Origin of the sequence: Bacillus sp. ZY-1-1 (assembly GCF_003047165.1) — a bacterium.
GTDB lineage: Bacteria > Bacillota > Bacilli > Bacillales > Bacillaceae > Bacillus > Bacillus velezensis.
Map to the genome: position 1 here is coordinate 2,079,083 of NZ_CP027061.1, position 23,511 is coordinate 2,102,593.

Annotated in this window: 22 protein-coding genes and 2 pseudogenes; 7 read left to right on the forward strand and 17 right to left on the reverse strand. The window is 40.8% G+C overall.

From position 1 onward, the window contains the following. Positions 1 to 16: 16 nt before the first annotated feature. The 4 genes from C5I45_RS10570 to C5I45_RS10580 all read right to left on the reverse strand — a co-directional run bounded on the left by C5I45_RS10570 (position 17) and on the right by C5I45_RS10580 (position 2,624). Positions 17 to 847 (reverse strand): prohibitin family protein, encoded by an 831-nt coding sequence (locus C5I45_RS10570; RefSeq protein ID WP_003154011.1) that lies wholly within the window; start codon positions 845 to 847, stop codon positions 17 to 19. After that, on the reverse strand, positions 834 to 983 hold the full coding sequence (locus C5I45_RS19760; protein WP_003154013.1) for a hypothetical protein: 150 nt from the start codon (positions 981 to 983) through the stop codon (positions 834 to 836). Before C5I45_RS19760 ends, C5I45_RS10570 begins: the two co-directional genes overlap by 14 nt. Positions 984 to 1,091: 108 nt before the next feature. Beyond that, positions 1,092 to 1,913, reverse strand: a complete 822-nt coding sequence (locus C5I45_RS10575; protein ID WP_025851095.1) for a poly-gamma-glutamate hydrolase family protein — start codon at positions 1,911 to 1,913, stop codon at positions 1,092 to 1,094. A 276-nt stretch (positions 1,914 to 2,189) separates the two neighbouring features. After that, positions 2,190 to 2,624 carry a dUTP diphosphatase gene (locus tag C5I45_RS10580; RefSeq protein WP_014305062.1) on the reverse strand — a complete coding sequence of 145 codons (435 nt, stop codon included), beginning with the start codon at positions 2,622 to 2,624 and terminating at the stop codon, positions 2,190 to 2,192. 380 nt (positions 2,625 to 3,004) lie between these two features. Here C5I45_RS10580 and C5I45_RS10590 point away from each other — a divergent pair, with 380 nt between their 5' ends. The 3 genes from C5I45_RS10590 to C5I45_RS10600 all read left to right on the forward strand — a co-directional run bounded on the left by C5I45_RS10590 (position 3,005) and on the right by C5I45_RS10600 (position 6,565). Next, complete coding sequence (locus tag C5I45_RS10590; protein WP_107994383.1) at positions 3,005 to 5,422, forward strand: peptidase G2 autoproteolytic cleavage domain-containing protein; 2,418 nt, start codon at positions 3,005 to 3,007, stop codon at positions 5,420 to 5,422. Between the two features lie 168 nt (positions 5,423 to 5,590). Continuing rightward, complete coding sequence (locus C5I45_RS19765) at positions 5,591 to 5,743, forward strand: hypothetical protein (protein ID WP_015388185.1); 153 nt, start codon at positions 5,591 to 5,593, stop codon at positions 5,741 to 5,743. A gap of 285 nt (positions 5,744 to 6,028) precedes the next feature. After that, a complete protein-coding gene (locus C5I45_RS10600; protein ID WP_025851101.1) occupies positions 6,029 to 6,565 on the forward strand; it encodes a hypothetical protein in 537 nt (178 codons plus the stop codon). Between the two features lie 346 nt (positions 6,566 to 6,911). Here the strand turns inward: C5I45_RS10600 and C5I45_RS10605 are convergent, their stop codons facing one another. Continuing rightward, the gene (locus tag C5I45_RS10605) at positions 6,912 to 7,451 is read right to left on the reverse strand and encodes a GNAT family N-acetyltransferase (RefSeq protein ID WP_025851103.1); all 540 of its coding nucleotides are present in this window, start codon (positions 7,449 to 7,451) and stop codon (positions 6,912 to 6,914) included. Between the two features lie 141 nt (positions 7,452 to 7,592). On the opposite strand from C5I45_RS10605, the gene C5I45_RS10610 reads away from it, so the two are divergent. Then, on the forward strand, positions 7,593 to 7,691 hold the full coding sequence (locus C5I45_RS10610) for a YjcZ family sporulation protein (protein WP_003154022.1): 99 nt from the start codon (positions 7,593 to 7,595) through the stop codon (positions 7,689 to 7,691). 160 nt (positions 7,692 to 7,851) lie between these two features. Here C5I45_RS10610 and C5I45_RS10615 read toward each other — a convergent pair whose 3' ends face one another. The 9 genes and pseudogenes from C5I45_RS10615 to C5I45_RS10660 all read right to left on the reverse strand — a co-directional run bounded on the left by C5I45_RS10615 (position 7,852) and on the right by C5I45_RS10660 (position 14,697). Further along, positions 7,852 to 8,472, reverse strand: coding sequence for a lytic polysaccharide monooxygenase auxiliary activity family 9 protein (locus tag C5I45_RS10615; protein WP_003154023.1), 621 nt, complete (start codon positions 8,470 to 8,472; stop codon positions 7,852 to 7,854). 213 nt (positions 8,473 to 8,685) lie between these two features. Continuing rightward, on the reverse strand, positions 8,686 to 9,759 hold the full coding sequence (locus tag C5I45_RS10620; protein WP_003154027.1) for an LLM class flavin-dependent oxidoreductase: 1,074 nt from the start codon (positions 9,757 to 9,759) through the stop codon (positions 8,686 to 8,688). 225 nt (positions 9,760 to 9,984) lie between these two features. Further along, positions 9,985 to 10,617 (reverse strand): DUF3885 domain-containing protein, encoded by a 633-nt coding sequence (locus C5I45_RS10625; RefSeq protein WP_025851107.1) that lies wholly within the window; start codon positions 10,615 to 10,617, stop codon positions 9,985 to 9,987. Between the two features lie 562 nt (positions 10,618 to 11,179). Further along, on the reverse strand, positions 11,180 to 11,638 hold the full coding sequence (locus C5I45_RS10635; protein ID WP_107994384.1) for a DUF4944 domain-containing protein: 459 nt from the start codon (positions 11,636 to 11,638) through the stop codon (positions 11,180 to 11,182). Positions 11,639 to 11,766: 128 nt separating this feature from the next. Next, on the reverse strand, positions 11,767 to 12,201 hold the full coding sequence (locus C5I45_RS10640) for a DUF3902 family protein (RefSeq protein WP_025851111.1): 435 nt from the start codon (positions 12,199 to 12,201) through the stop codon (positions 11,767 to 11,769). Between the two features lie 30 nt (positions 12,202 to 12,231). Then, a pseudogene (locus tag C5I45_RS20160) lies at positions 12,232 to 12,510 on the reverse strand (hypothetical protein). A 213-nt stretch (positions 12,511 to 12,723) separates the two neighbouring features. Further along, positions 12,724 to 13,266, reverse strand: coding sequence for a GNAT family N-acetyltransferase (locus tag C5I45_RS10650; protein ID WP_025851112.1), 543 nt, complete (start codon positions 13,264 to 13,266; stop codon positions 12,724 to 12,726). Between the two features lie 217 nt (positions 13,267 to 13,483). Continuing rightward, positions 13,484 to 14,245 (reverse strand): annotated as a pseudogene (locus tag C5I45_RS10655) (GNAT family N-acetyltransferase). A gap of 35 nt (positions 14,246 to 14,280) precedes the next feature. Then, complete coding sequence (locus C5I45_RS10660) at positions 14,281 to 14,697, reverse strand: UPF0715 family protein (RefSeq protein ID WP_025851114.1); 417 nt, start codon at positions 14,695 to 14,697, stop codon at positions 14,281 to 14,283. Between the two features lie 608 nt (positions 14,698 to 15,305). Here C5I45_RS10660 and adhP point away from each other — a divergent pair. Next, a complete protein-coding gene (gene adhP, locus C5I45_RS10665; protein ID WP_025851115.1) occupies positions 15,306 to 16,322 on the forward strand; it encodes an alcohol dehydrogenase AdhP in 1,017 nt (338 codons plus the stop codon). Positions 16,323 to 16,472: 150 nt separating this feature from the next. Here adhP and C5I45_RS10670 read toward each other — a convergent pair whose 3' ends face one another. Beyond that, positions 16,473 to 16,973: a DinB family protein gene (locus tag C5I45_RS10670; RefSeq protein WP_014305055.1), complete on the reverse strand. Its 501-nt coding sequence runs from the start codon at positions 16,971 to 16,973 to the stop codon at positions 16,473 to 16,475. A 63-nt stretch (positions 16,974 to 17,036) separates the two neighbouring features. Beyond that, entirely contained in the window at positions 17,037 to 17,951 is a 915-nt protein-coding gene (locus C5I45_RS10675) for a helix-turn-helix transcriptional regulator (RefSeq protein ID WP_025851119.1), read from the reverse strand. Positions 17,952 to 19,079: 1,128 nt separating this feature from the next. Here C5I45_RS10675 and C5I45_RS10680 point away from each other — a divergent pair. Further along, positions 19,080 to 19,502 carry a hypothetical protein gene (locus C5I45_RS10680; protein WP_003154036.1) on the forward strand — a complete coding sequence of 141 codons (423 nt, stop codon included), beginning with the start codon at positions 19,080 to 19,082 and terminating at the stop codon, positions 19,500 to 19,502. 502 nt (positions 19,503 to 20,004) lie between these two features. Continuing rightward, positions 20,005 to 20,103 (forward strand): YjcZ family sporulation protein, encoded by a 99-nt coding sequence (locus C5I45_RS10685; protein WP_003154037.1) that lies wholly within the window; start codon positions 20,005 to 20,007, stop codon positions 20,101 to 20,103. Between the two features lie 515 nt (positions 20,104 to 20,618). Here the strand turns inward: C5I45_RS10685 and ppsA are convergent. Continuing rightward, a complete protein-coding gene (ppsA, locus tag C5I45_RS10695) occupies positions 20,619 to 23,216 on the reverse strand; it encodes a phosphoenolpyruvate synthase (protein WP_107994385.1) in 2,598 nt (865 codons plus the stop codon). Between the last annotated feature and the right edge of the window lie 295 nt (positions 23,217 to 23,511).

Below are 23,511 nucleotides of genomic sequence, written 5' to 3' on the forward strand. Positions count from 1 at the left end.
TCGCCTCCTTCTCTTTTTACTTTTGCTTCTGATCGTCCAGCGGCAGCTGCAGCAGTGAGTCTGTGCCTGTCGCTTTCGGCGTTTTTCCGTCCCATTTTTCAATCCATTTATATTTGATCATTTCATCGGACATTGATTTCTTAATGATTTCGTTATAGTCAGCGATCCCTTCCGCTTCAATTTTTTTCTTTTTCGCTTCGGCTTCGGCTATTTTAATTTCAGTTTGTGTCCGTTCTAGTTCCTGTGAAGACTTCACCCTTGCATCGATGGCTTCCTGTGTGGCTTTATCCGGCTTCGGTACGCCAAGCGTCAGATCATCAATTAAAAATCCAAGACTCTTCATATCATCAGCAAATCTCTTTTGAACATCGGCCGCGGCTTCAGCAGATTTTTGCCCGTATGTGTCAATAACCGAGTATTTGCTGATTGATTTTCGCGCCGCATCCCACAGCCTTGTTTTTAAATATGTATTTTCAATCGTTTCAACGTCTACCGCCCCGAATTTGTTAAACAGATCGACTACTTTATCAGGCTGCACGACATAGTTGTAAGCGATATCCATTTCTATATTTTTACCGTCAGAGGTTGCCACTTTTATATTTTCATTATTCACTGTCTGCATACGCACCGGATATTCCGTTACTTTATTAAATAATCCGACTAAGTGCCAGCCTTGGTCCAATGTGTCGGATTTTACCCCGCCATTCGGTGAGTATACAACCCCGACATAACCGTTCGGTATTTTTTCAATGAATAGTGACGCTGTGACGCCCGCAATTAAAAGGGCTGCACCTATAATCACACCGCCGAGAATTTTTTTTGTGTTTCCGCGCTTATTTTCGCTCATGCTGATCTTCTTCCTCCCATGACTTTTTTAATTTTTTGGCTCCGCTTCCCACTTGTTTAAAGATTGGACTAAGCATTAGCCATAAACCGAATCCGATGATGACAAGAAGAATGATAGACCCGATCATCACTTTCATTTGCCCACCTCTTTTCTTTCATCCTGTCAATTATGTATACGATCTTAAGAACTTAAAGTTTCATAAATTTCAAAAGAAAAAGCCCCGCCGACAAAATAAGCGTGCTTATTAATAATTGTCACTGATAAAATCAGAAATCGTTTTTGTAAATTGGTAAAAGGTCCCGTTTTGTGCGGATGCTCTGCTTTTCAGCGTAAAGGTGTCAAATAGTGATTTTCTGAAGCCGGTGCTCATTTCGATTTGAATACTCAATCCGGATGAAGATTGATTGGCAAGGTTGTTCGGACTGACGCCTGCGTATTTATCATTTGTGCCAAGAAGAACGGCAGGATACCCGTGCCGTTTCAGCACATCGGTCAAGAGTTCGGCCCGTTCTCTGTCTGTACCGCCGATTTTTATCTTTTTATCATCACTGCCGTAACCGTGCAATGAAATGACATTAGAGTGCCCTTTCACCATTTGCACGGCCTTGGTTTCATCGAAATGCGAACTTGTCAAATGCAGAGCTGCATTACCGGCTGATTTTAACCCTTCAAATAAATATAAACTCCGGTTTTCGGCAATTTCTCTGGCTAACTCACTGGTCCCCGGCTCTATGCCTCCGCCGTGTATAGCTAATATGAGGACAGAAGGGTCATGCTCCCGCGTTGAAATGGAAAAATCGGAAGGATCTTCATTCAGCTTTAATTCCTCGAAACTGCCGTAAAGATCTGAAGCGGCATCAGCCCGAAAGAACGGCAGAAGCAAAAACGGTAAAATTAAAATTGAAATTCCTTTTTTGGTTATTGATGGCATTTGTATGTTTATGTTACAATACAAATGCTTCAGCCTTTGAAGCGAACGGCAGAACAGGGTGACTTTGGACGGTTTCTTCTGCTCTGCCTCTTTGCCGGCTGCTTTACGGTCTACTCTTCTAACCCTTTTTGCCATAACATCATCCTTTCTTTTGTTTACACTTTTGTCACAATATTATATACGTTGGACAAAACCTCCGTTCATCTTGAAGAATAAAAACATCAAAACAACCTCTATCCTTTAACCTAAAAAAGTCTTTCTGTTCAAAGAGACGGAAAGCTTAAATGATAAAAATGAAACCCGTCTCCTTAGTTTTGTTTGATTTCCCAATTCAAGAATCCCCGAAAAAATTTGAATGTAACTGCTGTCTCCATAAAAAAAAGACTGCTGTTAAGCAGTCTTTTTTTCGTTTTATTTCGTGCCTGTTGATCCCAGTCCGCCGCGGTCATTGTTCCCGAGCTTGTCTACTTCGATCAGCTCCACTTCAGGCATTTTCTTCATGATTCTGAATTGGCAGATCCGCTCCCCCTTGGAAATGTCGGTATCCCGAAGCGCGAATGCAGGAAAAAACCAGAAGTCATTGTCGCCTTTATAAGATTCATCAATGACTCCCATTGAATTTGTCTGAATGATCCCGAAATGCTTATATGTACTTGAACGCGGAACGACATGGGCCTCGTATCCTTCCGGCAGTTCCATCGCAACTCCAAGCGGGATAAGTTTGAATTCGCCTTTTTTGATTGTTATATGTTCAGCTGCCCGCAGATCAATCCAATCGCCCTGTTCAATTTTACTGATTCTCGTTTGCGTATCATCTGAATATTTAATTTTGATTTGTAAAGTCATGTTCGCTGCTCCTTTTGCTTCCCTATTTCAGTCGTATTGATGACCAATCCGTGCCCCATTATACCATTTAACTGATAAGAATGCTGATTTTGGTGTATATGCTGCCGAAGAGGAAGCACGGCGAAGTCAATGAGAATAAACCTAAAAATGAGGGCCCCTCCTATCAGTTTTTTCCTCCATTTTCACATGACAGTTTCAATTACAATAATGCAAAGCTATATGTCCGTTCTGTCAACAGAGCTTTTTTAAAATTTCGCCTCGGTTTCAAAAGGAATTTCGTTCTGAATAAAGAATTTGAAGAATAAGCGCTTAAAGGGCGCGCGATTCTTTTCTGTCAACTGCCTCAGGCGCTTATATCAAAAGAAAGAGGTGTCTTTAGAATGGTTCAATTTAAAAACTTTCCTGATCCGTCTTTAAACGCCCCATTGCAGTCTCGCCCTGCACAGCCCTCTGAATTGGAGCATCTCAAAGCAAGGATGCAGAATTTTATTAAGCATTCCGCAACGGATGATAATCTTGAGATTGCAGATGCCCGGGTGACGGCGGAAGGAATGGTCACCTCACTTTTAAAAGAACGGCTTGATACAGAATACGAAATGCTTATGAATAAAATCACCCGGGAAGTGAATGTGGAGGATTACGGAGCGGTCCCTGACGGCCGGGACAATACAGAAGCCTTTCGGAAAGCGATCGGGAACGGCCGGGTCAAAGTAAATGTTCCCGCAGGAGAATTTTTGGTTCAAGGGATAAAACTCCCCTCATGGACTACTATTTCCGGTGAGGGACAAGGGATTACCGTGCTTAAGCTTCATGAGGACACTCCCGCATACGAATGGGTCATTACTAACGATGATTACGAAAATGGAAACCGTAATATTTTTGTCCAGAACATGACTTTAGACTGGAATCCTGACCGTCAATGCGGAGTCAGGAACCCCGGAGGACAGTGTTCCAGCTGTTTAACGTTTGCTAATGTGCAATACGGCTGGATTAAGAATGTTGAAACGGTTAACGCGGGTCTGCATGGTATAGATATTACATCTCCGACTTACGATCATTTGCCTGAAACAGAATGGACGAAAGACGGCTGCCGTTATATATGGATTGATAACTGTGTGGCATACGGCGCCGGAGACGACGGCATTACCACCCATTACAGCGAATATATTTTCATTTCCAACTGCCATTCCGGAAACCCCCGCGGCACAGAGCATGCTGAGGGCAGCGCAAACTCGAACGGCATTGAAATTGACGACGGCTCTAAACATGTGTGGCTTTTAAATAACTATACGAGCGGAAATATCCGCGGGATTGAGGTAAAGGCGCACAGCCTGTGGCCGGCTTCTCAAAATGTTCATATTATCGGTCATGTTTCGTATCGTGATGTACGTTCATTTGATATTCGTCATATCGGCCATCATCAGGCCTCAGACCCCGAAAGCACGACGGCTTATGATGTTACTTTAACCGATTGCACCGCGATTGAACCGGTATTCAATGCCCTCTATGACGGTGTAACCCCGAGGGCGCTGGTCATCTCTGCCTATAAAAACGTTAATGTAAACGGATTCACAGCTATTGGTGATCCCTCATACGACTATGGCGGGAATCCAGTCGTGGCTCTTCAATACCGCAGTCAAAATATTACGATGAACGGCATTAAAATACGCGGCTTTACACAAGCCGGGGTTGACATCAATATATCCGGCGGATCTAATAAAACCGATTATGTTAAAATTTTAAATTTTGATATATACAAGTCTTCTCCTAAAGGTATCACAATCGGCGGAGGCCAATATAACGTAAATATTATGAACGGTACGATGATCGGAGACGGCGGTTCCGTCGGAATTACGTCCCCTAACAGTCAGGCTGTCATTCTCGGGGTGCAAGCTGAAGGTTACAGCGCGGCCGCATCTATAAAAGGACAGACTTATGAGCAGATCCCCGTCAATTTAAAGGGAGGCGCACAACTCGCGACCAGCTCCGGTTTTGCATTCAACCCGACAAGCGCCGTTATTGCGGGAACAGGCGATATTACGGCCAGAGGTGACAGAAATGCGATCATCAGCTCTTCCGGAGGTTCAAGTTCCGAAGGTTCAAGGGCATTTATCGCCGCTTCAAACAATGTCCATATTACGGGCGGCAAAGTCTCCAGAACGATTCTGTCATCAGAAAGCATTACATTGGAAGAACCATACACGGTTGCCGGAGGGCATCAGTCCATCAAATGGAAACTGGATTCAGCGGGCGGCCACGGTACGTTCGCCGGAGCTGTCACCTCTTCCCTGTCAGGGTACGGAGAATATTTTGAAAGTGTAACCGGCCAGACGATTCCCGCCGGGACGATCGTCACAGTGAAAGGCGAAAAAATTGAATCGGCTCACGTCGGAGATTACATGCTCGGCGTCATTTCAGAAACAGCCGCTTTTATCTCAGGAGCCGCAAGCTTCGGATGGCAAAGCCGCTTTTTGACAAATGAGTTCGGCGGTTTCATATACGAAAATGTGACTGACGAAGAAACAGGAGAAACGGTACGCGTACCGAAACAAAACCCGGACTGCAGTCCGGCTCTTGAAGCTGACTATGAAGCACGCGCGGCCAGAGACGAATGGCACATTGTCGGACTCAACGGCCGGCATTACGTACGAGTCGACAGTACGGTCAGCCCGGGAGATTATATCACGGCTCATAACGGAATCGGGACTAAAGCCGCGGAAGGCTGGAAGGTATTGAAACTGACGGCCTTATACAGCGCTGAAAAAGGGTACGGCATTGCAATTGCGGTTATCAAATAGGATCTCAATATCAGGATCATCTTCTCTCTTTTCTATCGGGCGGGTATGATCCTGTTTTTTATACCGAATGAGATGCCTCTTTTTCAGCATACCGTTTCATTTGTCCAAGCCATCCATGCTTTCTGTCATAGAATACTACCGTCAGATGAAAAAAGGAGGAATATGAGTATGAGTATGGACATGGGTATGGACATGAACGGACATTATGATCACCAGCCAAAGCAGCCTAAACAAAAAAAGAAAAAGAAGAAACAAGATAAAAAGCATCTTGATTATGATTACATCGTTGTTTATAAAAGAAAATGTAAAAAATGCTGCTGACTTGACATATCAACACTTTTTACACCCGGTAAATCCCGGGTGTTTTTCTTATTATGGCGTTTCTCCGGGCTATTTTCAACCAAAATCTGGTCATTCTATCACAATACATAAAAAGACTCTATTATTTTCTTCCCTTTTCGCCTGATTAAAAGTATTTCATTTACAGAAAACAACATAAATAGAATGACATGACTTTTGAGAAAATCTGCTCTTTGCTTGGTCAATTTTTCCGTGATACCATGAATTTGCAACAATTTTTAAAAATTTCCTCAGGAGGTCATAGACATGAAAATCGCCAGAACAATAGTCGGATCATGCTTAGCTTTATCTCTAACAATTCCTTTCACAGCCAGTGCCTCAGCAGCCAGTCAGTCTGAACACCCGAATGCGCCTCACGTTTCACCCGTTGCAAATCCGTTAGAAAGTAAATTATCCCAAACAGCAGGCCAAAACGTAAAAGCAGCAGGTGTTGATGGCGGGCTGAACGTAAACGTAGATGTTCTCGGAATTTCAGATCGCATTACTGAAGCGGTTAAGTCAGATCAAAACCGAACCGGCTGGGTAAAAAATGTCATGGAAACAACATTTTACGCATCAGGACAGAAGTACAACGTCATGGTGTTCAATTTAAATCAAGAATATGAAGACCGCTTTAACGGCGTTCAATTTTACGGATCAGCCGTTTATGACGGCATTACTTACGGAATCTGGGTCTTCGAAGACGGTTCCTTTGATAACAAAGGAGACGGGGGCTGGATCAATTGGGCATTCAGAGGATGGTTCGATCGTGATAATCAGCATATTGAATTCCACAGACCTTAATTCAGAGAAAACTTGCGGCAGCGCCCGCAAGTTTTTTTAACTGGACTGCACATTTTTCACCGTTATAACGACTATACTTGAAGTGCGGGCTCCGAACGCAGCCCCGGTAAAGTCTTTCAAAGTGAGGGTATGCCATGTCAAAGTCTTTAAAAATAATGTTGTGGAGCATATTGGTGTTCATCATCTTGTTAGTGATTATCGGAATCGTTTCTTACAATCAAACTCCGTCTGCAGAAAGCGCAGCAAAAAAATGCTTTATGGCTTCTAATCAATTTTAAAGTTCTGCCATAAGTCTTCACCGGCTTTTTAAACCACAGAACACCTGACAAAACGACGAATTTTCAATTTATTCGTTAACGATCTCATTCAGTATAGAATATACACGTGTATCATGGGGCAGTCCGTTTTGATACATATATCTTCTCAAAATTCCTTCAGATTGAAACCCCGCCTTTATCAGTAATTGATGAGACGCTGCATTCTCAATGAACACAACAGCGCCTATACGATGCAACCCAAGCTTTTCAAACCCAAAAGAAAGAACATTCTCCAACGCTTCAAAAGCATAGCCATTCCTCCAATAATTCGGATGAATCTCATAACCGACCTCCGCCCGCTTATGCTTGGGCACCCAAGAGTTAAAACCAATAGTTCCAATTATTCCCTTCGCATCTTTCCTCTCGATTCCCCATCGCATTCCCTTTTTATCATGATATTGATCTTTAAACCAGCCAATCATTTTTTCAGCCTGTTCCATTGAATCAAAAGGTTCCAAACCATAATAGCGTGTTACATTTGTATTTGAAAAATAAGCAAATATTTGCTTTGCATCTTTCTTTTCAACTTCTCTAAGAATAAGTCTGTCCGTTTCTATTACAGGAAGCATTTACGGTCCCCCCTTTAAAAGAAATGTGAGAAGAAAATATATGCAGACTAAAACCCTTTTTTTAAAAAGTAAACTAGCATCCCTATCAAATTTTACATTTCGGCATAATATGTATTAATCCTCTTTAGGAGGTGAGATTATATGGGATTCTCAGGTGGTTATGGTAGCTCCTTTGCGTTAATCGTGGTGCTATTCATTTTATTAATCATCGTTGGGGCTTCTTTCCTCGGCGGTTATTAAGAATCCTCTTACCTCCGCATCCATGTCAGCAGCACCTCCATGATCGTACGGCGCCATAAATGAAATGTTTATGGCGCTCTGCTGTTTTTCCCCTTTTCATTCACACATTAAAACTAAAAAGATCGGCCGATAAACATGCAGCCGATCAGTAATTCATAGATTATTGTGTAAGGTTTACATCGATGACGTTATAGAAGGCATTGGAAGTATCCGCAACGTCCCATACCCCCAAAATGACATGATACCCGCTTCGATCAGTCGGCACAAAAATCTTATGAGTCAGATTCGTATCTGCCTTGGAACCGTCGTGGTTTACCGTTCCGATTAATTCGAATTCATCTCTTGACAAAGGTTTATTCGGATTCCAGTTTTTCTTGGTGATATAATAGTGCCACTTTGATGTCGCATGAGGAGCCGTGTAGTACCAAGTAAAGGTGTTAAAACCGCCGCGGATGTTTTGTTTTACCCAATAATCTGCAGTCTGCTTGTCTAAACCGAAGTCAATTTGTCCCGATCCCCCATTTGCAGACGCAATTCTTCCATCCGGCGGACCTGCAGCCGGAAATCCTTTCGGCCCTTCTACAGACTGAGGATTATCAATGACGGAGCCATATTTCTGCGCAGCGGCCGTCCAGCCTAATGTTTGTTTCTCTAAAGCTCCCATGTACGCTCTGCTGACGGGCTCTTTTATATACCCGTGCGCAGATGCATCACTTGAATAGAAAGCGCCTCCAATCCCAAGAGTAACAGTTAAAACTGCAGCTTTGACCAAACCCTTCATTACTGCATCATCCTCCCTCTTTTGTTAATAAAAACCTTTCGGTATATACATTTCACGATAGAGGATGAAATGACCTTCCTTTTCTTGATAGAAAAAAGCAATGAGGTTCGCGCTTTCCCCTTTGTTTTTTATAATCATAAAGAGAAAGCCGGGCCGATTCTGTTGTCGAATCCGCGATTGCCAAAAACCGGCCCGCCCCTTATGCTCAGAACTTCATTCGCTGGATTTGCGGGTTTCTTTTCGGATAACCGGTGCTACTTCCGCTGCTAATCGTTCGATGTTTTCCGCGGCTTTTTTAAACGGCATACCTCCTATATCGATTTGCGCGAGAAATCGCTGATGCCCGAACAACTCATATTGATGCATGATTTTTTCAATGATCTGCTGTGAACTTCCCACAAATAAAGCTGTTTCTTTTCCGGACGCCCGCTCAAAATCTTCCTTCGTTAAAGGCTCATCGATCCCGTGATATGAATGAACGTGAGACCAGTAATTTGAATGATACGGGTAAAATTCTTGTATTGCCTGTTCATTCGTTTTTGAAATGAACATATGTCCGGTCACGGCAACCTTCACATTTTCCGGAGGATGACCGGCTTTAGAAGCCGCTTCCCGGTATTTGTCAACAAGCGGCTTAGATGACATCGGATCACCGCTCAGTACAGCTAATGCCAAACCCGCACCTGCACGCCCGGCTCGTTCTGCGCTTTCCGGAGTCCCCGAAACACCTAACCATAGCGGAATGCTTCCGCAAAAAGGCCGAGGAGAAATTTCTGCCTCGCGCAGCGGCGGCCGGTAACGTCCTTTCCAGGTAACCGATTCTTCCCCGGAATTTAATTTTAAAAAAAGGTCAATGTGTTCTTCAAACAGTTCTTTATAATGGCCTACGTCATAACCGAAAAGAGGAAACGAGTCTAAAAATGCGCCCCGTCCCGCAATGATTTCCGCCCGGCCGTCTGAAATCAGATCAAGCGTTGCAAAATCCTCAAATAAACGGACGGGATCTGCGGTGGATAATACGGTCGTGGCACTGGTCAGCTTAATATTTTCAGTGATCTGTGAAATCGCTGATAAGATGGCCGGCGGCGAAGATACCGCATAATCAAGACGATGATGCTCGCCTACACCGAATACATCAAGCCCTGCGTCGTCAGCCAGTTTCGCCAGCTTCATCAATTCATCTATCCGCTGCTTTGCGCTGACTGTTTTCCCTGTCAGAGGATCGGGATATAATTCTGCAAATGAATAAATTCCAATTTCCATACAATCACGGTGTTCAGCCCTCACATTTCTCTCCTCCTGCACTGTGTAAAAAAGCTTTTATGTTATTCTATTCAGCCGTTTTATAAATAGGAATTTATTCAAAATAAATACAGAAGCTTAACATGCAGAAGGCCGGTATGAGAGGAAAAAAAGTTTCCGGCGCCCTTCAATTCTGCCCATTATACTCATGTAGCCGGACTAGGCAAGAACAAAGCCGGCACAAGCGGATTCGAATTCATGTGTTCGTTTTCAGTCCAATTCAATCCAATCGTGATATTGATCATAAAGCTTTCCTATTCTTCCGGCATCAAGAGCGATGACTTCACACCCTCTGTCATCATACAGAAAGAAAATAATATCTTTTGTCATATTCACAAAGAAAACATCAGGATACCCAACGGAACAGCCCCCGAACCTTGGCTTCAGCGGAAAATCTTCGTGGACGGCTGCCTTAAGTAATTGGGGAATACGCAGATCTTTCCGTTTACATAATAAAGAAAACTGCTGCATTTCATATTCTTCTGCATCATCTTCTTCAAACGGACAGGGGCAGGTCTTCACCTGGATCCGATATAAATCATCCTTACACTTCAGAAACGGCTGATAAACCTTTAATTTTCTCGGGTGATTACCTTGAGTTTTGTGCTTATATACGTTGGCAACAAGGAACATGTCATCGCTATGTTCAAACAGTTCATTGAAAAGTACGGCGGTTTGATGATGAACAAGCTGAAAATACTCAAGATTCAAAGCACCGCTTTCATTAAATTGATACATATTGCCGCCGAGAGAAAAATGAATTCCCACGTCCCATTGATGATAAATGCCGGGCACTAATTTTAAAGTCGGAAACCTTTCCTTCAGATAATCATTTATTTTCATTCAAACATCTCACTTTCCGTTTCCCGCTCCAGAGACAGAAGAAGCCGAAAACATTCCGCTTATTTCTTTTTCACCCTTGTAATATTATTCCGATTGGAATACAATGAAATAGAACACTGTGAACCCCATTGATCAGGGTGGATGCTGGTCACATTCATCCTGATCCTTTCTTTTACACAAGATCGCACCAACTTTGATCCCCTCCGTTTCCAACCTTATACATATATTTCAATGGTATTATTTTCTTATACATAAGCATCAAGAGGTGTCAGCTTTGAACAACATCAGAAGATTAAGAGCATATTTTCAGTCTCACCGTAAAATAGGTCTGGCTGCAGACTTGCTTACGGCTGTATTGCTTATCTCATTACCCATTCTTTTTTACGGATGCCGGCAGGGAGCTGTTAATGGTTTCTTTATGATAAGTAATTTCATCGGCTCCAATGCCTCTTTTATCGACTTCAGCACATCGAGGAAAAACAGACAAAAATAAAGGCTCTGCGTCAAAAAGAGGGTTATACCGCCCTCTTTTTATTCTTTCAGTCATACCAATGCGTTCTTTTCAGATTGAATTTTTTTCTGAATAGGACTCATGATCGATTTTCCATGCTGCTTCAACAGTGATTTCATGACCGATCACTTCATGTTCCGGCATATATTCAAACGTTTGAATATGGTCTTCTCCCGTTCCGCCTCCTTCTAATTTCTCTCCGGTGTATTCTGAAAGATGATAGTCTTTATCTTCACCATATTTCCGGCCGTCAACAAATAATGTTAATCTCTTAATCACCGTGTTCTTTTCATTCACTTTATTACCTCTGTAATACAAATTCAAGAAATAGTTAGGGCCGATAGATGTCTTGCCTGATTTTTCGATTGACGCTTCCCACGTCTTGCTTTGGCTATAGCCGATATATTTAACTTTTTCTCCTGAAATTAAAGAAAACAGTGCAAATCCGGCTGCTATTATGAGAACAGTGATAATAACCAGCAATGTTTTAATGACTTTACGTTTTTTCATGACATCCCGCCTTTATCATTTAGAACGTATGAATATTAGAATTGTTACATTTAATTTGAAAGAATAATAAAAAGGGTTCTAATTCCAGGAATAAAAAAAATACTAAGAAGATCATATTCCCCTTAGCTTCACATCCCAGACTGCCATGCAATAATGATAAAAGTCGTCCAAAAAGTTGTGACTAAAATAAGCATAACGGTTACAATCATTAAAATGAGACAACTTATTGTTAGAATTGAGTCTTTGTTTTTGTTAAGAATCAGAGTAATTATTGATCCTGCAGCAAATAGATACGACAAAACCGCACCGACCCAATACCACAGCATAGAGTCATTGCTCCAGTAAGCCATTGACTGCATATAAATACTGAATATAAATCCTGACAATGCTAATAGAAACGAAACTAAATTTGATTTCACGTTAGAGTTCCTTTCTTCATAAGTTTTATTTTTAGGAACGGTCATACATCTGATAACACCTTTTATGCGATATGCTTCGCCGCTTTGTCTGCATATTTTAATTCTTATTTCGTTTTTAAATATGTTTACGAAAAAAGAAATCATATAAAGTTCACCTGAAACGCCGATTTAAAATTAAATAGATGTTTTATAAGCGTTAATTGCTTGATTTCTATCTTTCTTAACCATTCCAAGATTGTATGCTTGTTTGATGATATCCAGCACTTGATTATCGGTTTCAGTTACAGCTCGTCCACCAGTTATTCTGGATTTCCAATAATCAAACTGGTGATTTCATTCTGAACAGCTTTTAACATTTTGATTATCAACCACTTTTCCATTCTCAAGCGCATCATTGCTGATTCGATTACTTCCCGCTCCTTCTGTCGCTAAACTGCAAAATGTCCATCCCATTCATCCTCTCTCCAATTTTACAACGTTGCTATAATGAATTTTATGTTTTTCCCAACCTTCAAGCTTAATCTTTTTGATCGTTACTAATCTAAGTTTTTTTTCAATTCCATAATCCATTGGTATGATCGGTAACCTAATGAACTTAAATACAAAAAAACCTGCTTTTAGCAAGGTTTTTTCGGTAAAGGGGAGATTATTTCCCCACAAATTCTATTAACTATGTTTTTGTTTTAACCATTTTTTCTTTAGCAATGCGTATTGGTAAGTGTTTTCATATTTAGGTGTTCCATCCTCGTGGGCAGTAAATGAAATAAATTCAAGAAAATAACCTTCTTTACGCATTCCTAATCTCTCACATAGTTTTTGTGACCTGCAGTTATCATCTTCAACATATGCATAAAGCCTTCTTGCTTCTTTTTGCATAAAGAGATACTCAAAGAAAGCCTTCGCACTTTCACTTGCGTATCCCGCCCCTTCAAAACGGGCATTGAAATTCCAACAAACGGAATAGGTATCTGGCTCTTCTTTTAAATAAAATAGTTCTCCGACTAGATCATTACTGTCTTTTAAACAAACTGCAATATAAGAGTCATCTCGGCTTCTTTTTTGAACATTTACGGCAGCTTCTTCTAACGTAGATATTCTGTCATCAAGAAAACAATTCACTCTCGGATGTGCCGAATATTCCAACAGACCTTGTGCATCTCTCTCGGTAAAATTTCTTAAAATTAAGCGATGGGTTTCAATTTTTTGCATTTGCAGTCTCCTGTTTCATTGTTATCGACCTTTGAAAAGAACTTCTTCGTTTGTTGAAGAACTTATCACAATCTATTTTTACTATAATGATGGGTGTTATCATCTTTGTCAAAAACAATAATCATTCATTTGCCGCCCGCAATGTAAAGTACTGAACAATTTTCGTGAAAAACCCTCAGTATCGAATATAAAAACGGGCAATAGTAATAAAACAAAGTTAAGCCATTAAAAGCTTATTGAGTATTTTTTCAAACTTATTTACGCCCATCATCTCATGAGTGAGAAATGTCCCATTATAAAACACGCTGAAAGTCGTCCAAACTGCCGGGGATTTTTGCGCCATATCTTTTGACGATATTCGCCGGGCCTGAAAATGAAGTCCTTTCTTTTCAGTCAGTTCCTTTAAATCCTTTAACACTCCGACTGCAAATGGACATTGGGCTGTATAAAATATTGTGATTCCCTCATCATTAACGGAATTACTTTTCACCTGTTTTTTAAATACAGGAGGATGTGCATGTTCATTCCACGTCAGTGACATCAACTGAAAATAGGGTTCTGCTTCATCTTGCACAGCAAATCCCATATGTTCAAAGAAATGCTTATCACTTAAATAAGGGAGTTTTTTCTTCCCCACTATATGAACTATCCCATCCATACCGCGGGATTTTGCATCTGACACACATTTTTCTAACAAGTATTTCGCATGCCCGTTATTCTTATATTTACCTGAGACCTAAAGACAATTAATAAACATAAAATGAGGTGCGCTTACCGGAACCCACGCTTCTTCTGCAGGTAAATATTCAATAAAAACTTTTGCCCGTTCGTTTAGGCGATAGAACACCAAGCCATCAATCATTCGATCCTTGAGCCAGCTCTTCTTTTCATTTACTGCATCCTCATATTGTTTCGTACCTAATGCACAGCAAATATGATTGTCATCAATATTGTCCCTAGTCAACTCAATGTATTCCATTTTTCCTCACCCGCTTTCTTTTGGGAACATCAGCTTTACTTGCAGTGAACATTGTAATTTCTCAGAAATATAGAGTCCCAGAACCAATATATGAACGCAGCAACAATGCTCATTATGTAATAAATGGAACTTCCGAAAACTGTGAAATCAATTGGCGGATTATCTATGTGCCAGAACAAGAACACGGCTAAAAAAGCGACTGCTGTATAAATGAGAAGATGCACCAAACTAAACTTTTTAGGCTTCTTTCTTAGCCATAGTTGCACAGGAACAGCAAACAAAAGGTAAGTAATGAATGCGTAAAAAGCAATGATAACCACAGTAACCAATGCAAATGGCACAAAACCCGAGTATACAAACATATATAGCCCGAAGATCAAACCATACGACAAACTTGAAAATGCCAATGTGTAAATATACTTTCGACTTTTGCTCCAAGACGCCGCTCCCATATAGTTCACCTGCTTTATATAAAAATACATTTCTCATTTTTTCCTATTGTTTAAAATCAGTATATATCCATCACTTTAAAAGATCTATGTTTTTTGGCAGATCATCAATTCACTATCTTAATATCCAGAAATTTTATTGCCATTAAAAAAGGTCGCTCACCAATCTGCATCCGGCTCATCGTGTTCGAATCCGTGAAATCCACACATCTCCGCAGCCGGCTCCTTTTGTGATCAATAAGTAATGATTTATGTTTGCATCACCATTCACCTTATCAGCCGAGCTCAAGTTCAAATGATTACCCGTGAAATTCTTTTCACTAAGGGTAAAATCATATCCTGCCGGTGTAATTCTCTGCAGTGCAAGTCAAATATCTATAGAAAGATTATGACCACAAATTCAAAGCATTCTGTGCATTTGGAGATGACAAACCCCCATTTATACACCATTCGGATGACAAATCATCCGTAGAATCCTCCCTGCATAGCTCCCTCAATTTTTGTAGAGACACTTGTCCGCAAAAAATGTAAGGGTTTTCAAAAGAAGAGTCGTGTGCTAAATTGTAAGATAAGTAAAAATTTTCTGCGAATATTTGAAAGGGGTGTATGATTTGAAAGCAGTAGTAGCAACAAAAGACAAAAATATAGCGATCGTACAAAAAGAATTACGTCCTTTGCGGCATGGTGAAGCCAAAGTTAAGATGGAATACTGCGGTGTATGTCATACTGACTTGCATGTTAAAAATGCTGATTTCGGGGATGTTACAGGCATCACTTTAGGTCATGAGGGAATAGGCATTGTAACTGAGATTGGTGAAGGCGTAACAAGTTTGAAAAAGGGAGACCGCGTCTCTATTGCCTGGATGTTTGAAAGCTGCGGCCGCTGCGAATATTGCTTAACTGGCCGTGAAACCTTGTGCCGGGATGTAAAAAATGCCGGCTATACAGTTGACGGCGCAATGGCTGAAGAAGCAATCGTAGCAGTTGATTATGCAATAAAGGTGCCGGAAAACTTAGACCCTGCAGCAGCAAGCAGCATTACTTGTGCAGGTGTAACAACTTATAAAGCCGTTAAAGTCAGTGAAATTAAGCCAGGTCAATGGATCGGTGTATTTGGAGTCGGCGGTTTAGGCAACTTGGCTGTTCAATATGCAAAAAATGTCTTTAACGCTAAAGTAATTGCTTTCGACATTAGCGATGAAAAATTGAATTTTGCTAAGAGCTTAGGCGCTGATGCGGTTGTAAACAGTTTAAACGAAGACCCCGTCGCTAAAGCAAAAGAAGTGACTAACGATTCAGGGCTTGATGCAGTGGTCATCACGGCTGTCTCTAAAACCCCTTTCAATCAAGCGATTGATGTTGTAAAAGCAGGAGCTCGCGTAGTCGCCGTCGGTTTACCGGTGGACAAAATGGATTTAGATATTCCCCGTCTCGTGTTAGATGGAATTCAGGTAGTAGGTTCATTAGTGGGTACCAGAGAAGACCTGAAGGAAGCTTTTCAATTTGCTGCAGACGGTAAAGTTGTACCTAAAGTTACAAAACGCCCGATTGAAGATGTGAATGATATTTTTGAAGAAATGGAGCAAGGCAAAGTGACCGGCCGCATGGTTATCGATTTTACTTCCTAATCATTAAGGCTGCCGGGAATGATACGGCAGCCTTTGATCTCTATTCTTGCTCTGCGCCCCACCCAGACTGAATGAGACTTTGTCATTTAGTTCAGAAAAGAAGCTCTACAGACCATTCAGCGGTTATTCATTTTGCAAGTACTCTCTGAACTAACCCTGATACCAATATAATGCAAGGTCATTCATTGCCGAAGCGTAGCCCTGCTGTCTTAACATAGTTGTTATGCTGCCCCGATGATAAGTTCCGTGATTGGCAACATGGAATAAAATTTCTGAGTAAGCAGTTTCTCTGTAACCTAACCAAGGATTATTTAAGTTCATTTTTTGTTCTAAATCTGTTTGGCTATTCATCCATTCTTCAAACTGTGAAGCCAGTTCTTCATAAGACGCCGCAAATTCATCTGCAGAATATAAATGAGCTCTTTCCGCATAAGCCACAGAACCTTCCAATGCTTCCTGCATGTCTATTCCTTTAAGCACTTGCAGCCACATAACATCCACCGCGCAGATGTGACTGAACGTTTGAGCAATTGTAGGATATGAACTGTGAACCTCTTCATAAAGGACATTACTTGGTAATTCCTTTATTCTTTCTAATAACGCTTTATTCGCCCACACATGATACTGATACATATTTTTCGCATGGTTCATTTAACATCTCTCCTTTAAAGTTGATACTTGTGATTATAAAAAAAGATATATGACAGCAGATTGTCATACATCTTTATAAATTTTCATTATTTTTTCGGCTTCATCCATTAAAATTGATTGCAGTTCCAGCGGTTTTATAATTTTAGCGCCACTGCCAAAGCTCAAAAGAATTGATTTAAGCCATCCGGCATGCTGAGGCCGATACACAGAGATTGTAAACGTCATACTTCCATCTCTGTTCATGACTTTTGAAGCGTTCTGAAATTGATCTAATACTTTAGCTATGGAATTAGGATTAACCCAAATGACTACATCCGCAAACCCTCCTAGGTCGGATTCTGAATAAGATGGTTCATCTTTCACTTTGTGACTGCGCAAAAACTCTTCTTGAGTAAGCATTATATTCATCATACGTGATACTCTAAATTCTCTATCATCTTGACGTTCTCTGCAGAAGCCATATACATACCAATTACGAAACTTATAATGAAGGTGGATAGGTTCTACTTCACGTGATGTAAATTCATTTTTATTACTGACATAATCAAAGCGTACTGCCTTTTTTTCCTGTATAGCTTTTCGCAGCCGGATTAATGAATTCGGTTCTGTTCTAAGGCTTTCCAAGTTAACATACAAAGTCCCGCTGTTTTCGCTTGTATCCAGAGATTTTAATCTATCTATCGTGTGTTCAACTTCTTTATCTTCAAAAACACTCGACAAACTGCTTAATACTGTAATTAAATTCAATACATCATGAGAACCGATTAAACTTTTATCAAATTTGTATCCTCTCATTATCCCAAAACCGCCGTTAGCCCCTTGGTATGAAACGACTGGTATTCCAGCTGCACAAATCGCTTCGATGTCTCTATAAATTGTCCGCGTTGATACTTGAAATTCATCAGCTAAACTGGAAGCAGATAAAATTTCATTATGTAAGAGCTTGAAAATGATTGATAACAAACGTTCTAATTTCAATTCTCAATTCCTTTCCTTATTAGGGTTGGAAGTGCTCTTTTTACTCTGACACATTTATGCCGTTCACCTCCTGTCACTTCAAGATACCACGCAGAAAGCTTAATTTTTCCACCCAACCGCATAATACGCGAATTACCATATACTTTGTGACCCTGATAAACCCTTCTATCGCTTCATCTGATATTCAATAAAACGCCTGTTCTCTTCACTGAGTAATTTGAGGCTCAATTTAATCTACATAATAGTTCACTGAATCTCTCAACAATTTTAGATAAAAATCTTCTTTTTATAGAGATGTTCGTTCTATCGACATCCTTATGATAAATATGGTAAAATTCTTAAAAACAAGGGAGTGTTGTTACATATGAGTCTTATCATTTTAGCATCCACGCTTTTATGGGGTGCAGTGATCCACGAGCTAAACAAACCTTCAAAAAAGCAAAGTAAACGAAAAATGATCCCTTTGGTATCCCTCAGTTCTTTATCTACTTTAATCATCACAATTTCGCTTTTTTCTAATTTAATTGGTTGATATTTGTTATGAGGAAACCCGCCAGAGGTTCCTCATAACACTAAAAACCTACTCACTGCACTTTTTACAGCAGACCTTATCAGAGTGTTTGCTTAACACTTTATCCATTCTCCCCACAGGCATCTTCTTCTCACTCGGAAGTGTAAGATAAGCTGTTATCTCATCCCCTGATTTTAATGTTTTTCCGCAGATAGAGCATTTTAAGGCTCGATGGTATTAAAGAAATTTTTTAATTCCCATCATAAGCCCTCCTTATTTACCTTTATAAAGTAATACGTTAATGCTTTATAAAAGTTTCAGGGTTAAAGAAATACCTCCTGCCTTGGGAATATACTTCGTTTCAGTTGATCCGCAGGCCGCCCCGGCATCGTTGCTACATAATATACCCCACCCAATAGGCCCGCTTTTCATTTTAAGTGAAATCACTTCATGCTTTGACCAGTTACTGGCAGTGTATGGATTGTTAATTTGTGGACATTATATTTGTCCTCTTAAATTTTTTCTTCTTCCTCAGCTTGAAACAAGGAGGAATTTTTTATAAAATATTTGTAAATTTATAGGCTGTATCATATTCACTATTAAGAGGAGGAATACGAATGAAAAAGAAAATTATTGCCGGCGCTCTTGCTTTTGGGTTAATTCCGCTAATGGGGGCTGCAGATGTTTCTGCAAAATCTTTGCCAAATCAAGATAAAGTCATGAAACCTGCCGGTTGGTCATGTGACGCTCCGTATATTGCGTGTCAGCCTTTTTCTGGCGGTACCGGTAAGATTTCATTCAACTATCAAGGCAGCTCTCCAGGAAAAATCAGAGTTTTTGTAGCGAATGACGGCAGCAAATCTTTCAAATTCACCATTAATTATCCTAATGGGAATACACTCTTATCCTCTACGACATTAAATGCGGGGAAAACGTTCATTCAAGAATTCAGCGTTAACCAAAAAGGAGAATACATCCTGAAATATGATAGCGGCACCGGTGATAGTGTCGATGGTTTCTTTAGATCTGTTGAGATCTAAATTCCGTTAGGAAAGTCGGCAGTTTTGCCGACTTTCTTTTCCAAGCATTCTGCAGAAATAAAAGTAAAGTGTCGAATAAACATATGACCTTTTTGAAACGGAAACTTTATCTGCACCACAAACCCGCAAGCAGCCTCCTTGTATCGTACCTTCTGTCCCTTTGTGATTTGTTTTGATTTGTCGTATACTGCGCTTGCCCGGGAAATGATGAATATTTTCGTTAACTATAATTTCCCTGTACCTCTTCGTATGTAGCTCTGCATGATGAAGTAACTTCATGGCTCACCACTTTCATACACAGTTTTATTGCATGTTGAGCCATATCCCTCCTCTTTAAACAGCAACCCGTCCCATCCATTTCTCTCTTTCTATTATTTCATATTCTTAGAAGCTCTTCATTTTAGACTTAATATCCATTTTTTCTTATTTAGACTTAAATCTATGTCGAAATTTATCGTCCGGCATATTATGTACTATCCTAACAACAGGAGGTGGCAATAATATGGGGAACTACGGTGGAAATTACGGTGGAAGTTCTTTCGTATTGATCGTTGTGCTGTTCATTTTGTTAATCATTGTAGGTGCTGCATTCCTTTTCTAGCACATTGACGATTTATATTCGTCTCCCAAACATTGCATCCCTTAGTTCGGACAGACGCCATAAGAAGTTTTATGGCGTTTTTACTTTTTAAAAAAATCTATCTAAGATAAACATTTTTTATTTTCACTCTGGTAAGCGGGAGAGTTTTCTCCCCTGCCTGCGCCAATATTGCCGCTATGAAGAATAAGGCGAACAATTCAATTCAGAATAAAGACTTGTTCATGAACAAAACCCCTAAATAGTTGTTAAAAAACTAAGGCGTTTTTAATTCATCAGGATTACAGAGGCTGTGAACTTAAAAAGGATATTACTCACCTTTATAAAATTGTCATCGTTAGATTTAGCCACTGAATCTTTTTTGTAAGGGTCCGCCCACAAAATGCGGTGTTCTCACATTAAATCATTTTCACATAAAAAAACCGGATTCCTCTTCTAAAAGGTTCCGGCTTTTCTTTTTGTTCGGTATTTGTCAGTTAATATGCGGGAAATATCTGGTGACGTGCACACACCCGCTATTATAATATTTCAATAGAGCCTTCTGTTCCATGAACGCGGATTCGCTGCCCATCTTTTATCAATTGGGTTGCATTTTCAACTCCAACAACTGCAGGTAAGCCGTATTCACGCGCGATAACCGCTCCATGGGTCATCAGTCCGCCAACTTCAGTGACCAGGCCTTTTATGGACACAAACAATGGTGTCCAGCTGGGATCAGTATAGGGGGTAACTAATATATCCCCATCTTCCAAATCGGCATCTTCCATGTTTAAAATAACCCGTGCCCTGCCCTCTATGACTCCCGAGGAAACGGGCAGCCCGGCAATCGCTCCGGCCGGGAGATTTTCTCGTTTGTACTCGCCTGTAACGATTTCACCGTCAGACGTGATAACACGCGGCGGAGATAGTTTTTCATATACTTTGTACTCGCCTTTTCGTGTGCTGATGATTTGGTAATCCAATTCATTTGTGCGTACGACTTCCTGAAGTTCTTCAAAAGTGAGATAGTATATGTCTTCTTTTTCATGAATAACCCCCGCTTTTGCGAGTTGTTCGGCTTCTTTCAGTAAAGCCTGCTTATAAACGAAGTAGCGGCTGATCATGCCGTATTTTGGATATTCTCTGAATCCGCTGAAGTTCCGGATGATTTGGATCATTCGTTTAGTTTCTCTGGCTTTTTGTTCACCATCCGGTAATTGCTTCAATCGGTCTAATAACTCTTGTTCTTTCTTCAACGCCTCCTGCCGCCCTTGCTCAAATTTCCGCTGGCTGGCATTTGGCTCAAAGTTTTTGAGATTATTAAGAATCATAGGGACAAGTGCAATTGGTTTTTCGCTCCATCGAGTTCTTGTGATATCAATTTCTCCGGCACATCGCATTCCGTACTTGTTGAGATAAGCATAGATAGCGTCATGGGTTTCCCGCCCGCCTTGAAACTTCACCAGCCCATCCAAAAAGTGATCATCTTTTACATTCTCTAAATAGGCAATTACTTCTGGATAAGGACGGATCACATCGGCGACGTCCAATAGCGCAAGCCCCATTTCTGAAGTAATATTATGGGGTACAGATTGAGAAACCGTATCTGCTGCGTTTTTTTCACCTAACCACTCGTTCATTTTTTCGTTAATCCATGATGAAGCATCCATTGCAGTTCGAATCAGCACCGAACTTTTTGGATTAAATAAAATGTTCTTTAATTCCTGGATATCTTCCAAAATAAAACGAAATAAATCAGATCCTGATTTCGTCTGGATGTTTTGTTTTAACTCTTCTATCGATGCCTGACTGCTCTTAATCAAATCAGAAACAATTGCAGGATCGTTTTCAGCTTGATCCGGCATATCTGCATTGCCTTTGCCGGGAATCGGCGCCGTTTTATCAGGTATCGGTTTAATGAAATCATGTCGCTCTATTATGGTCATAAGTGCGTCTTTTAAGAGCGGATCGTGCTGCCCCATACCTTTTAAGAAAACTTCTCTGACATTAGGGGATGCCAGTTGATGTGTGACATCGACAAATAGCCTTCCGCCGGCTTTACGCATGGGTGCAGCAGTCGTCAACAAAAAAAAAGACAATCCAAGGGGTTTTATGGGATCCGTCATCATTTGCTGATGACCGACAGAGATATAGACGTGATTTTCTTGATCGTTCGCTTCAGGAACGGGGTATAACGTTGTGATCGGACGACTTTGGACAATATAAAAAGTATCGCGGTCCAAACACCATTCGATATCTTGCGGCTGGCCGAAATGAGCTTCGATCTGTCTCCCGATACGTGCCAGCTGTAAAATTTGTTCATCAGTCAGTGTTTGAATCTTTTGCTGATCAAGATCAATCTCCCGTGTTTCCGTTCCGCCTTCTCTTCGTTCATAGACAGCCTTTTTTTTGGTTTCTATTCTCTTATCGACGATTTTCCCGTCCTGTACTTTATAACAATCGGCAGATACTAAGCCGGAGACCAGTGCTTCACCAAGTCCAAAACCGGCATCGATGGACAGCAGCTTTCGGTTTCCGGTCATCGGATCAGCGGTAAATAAAATCCCCGAAGCCTGGGGGAACACCATCCTTTGGATGATAACAGATAAATAAACTTGGCTGTGATCAAACCCATTTTGCATACGGTAAATGACCGCGCGATCCGTAAATAGGGACGCCCAACATTTACTGATATGCTGCAAGATCGCATCGACGCCGGTAATATTTAAATAGGTGTCTTGTTGACCGGCAAAAGAGGCATGCGGTAAATCCTCAGCTGTCGCACTAGAACGTACGGCATAGGCATGTTCTTCGCCGAACCGGGAGAGATGGCAAGCGACTGCTTTGACTACATCTGAAGGAATTTCTGCTTCCATAATGGTTTGCCGGATTTTTTTGCTGACTTCACCAATTTGATCCCGATTCTCCGCTTTCAGCATGGTCAGTTGATCCAACAGCGCTTGTAACGTTTCGTTTTGTTCAATGGCTTTTTGATATCCGGCGGTTGTGACACAAAATCCTTCCGGTACTTGTATTCCTTGAATTTTTGATAATTCCCCTAAATGTAACCCTTTTCCTCCAACGAGCAAAGGCTGTGTTTTTTCAATTTCGTGAATGCCGAGAACCAAAGAACTCATTCTATATCTCCCCTTCAAAAAAATTTGACAAGAGCTTTTCAGCATGATATAATCATAATATAAGATGGATAACTATGACTTTTCACACAGAAAGCGCGCGTGTTCTGATTATATCACCGTGTCTGTTTTTGTGCAATATAAAAAGAACCTGGCCAATTTGGCGAGGTTCTTTCTTCATTTTCTAAGGAAATCCTGAAGTTGAGTGATACCTGTGAATCCATTGCAGAAAGGCTATCCCCACGGATTCAAGAAACAGGAAAATCTCAATAATAAAAAACATCCCCCACGCAATGTG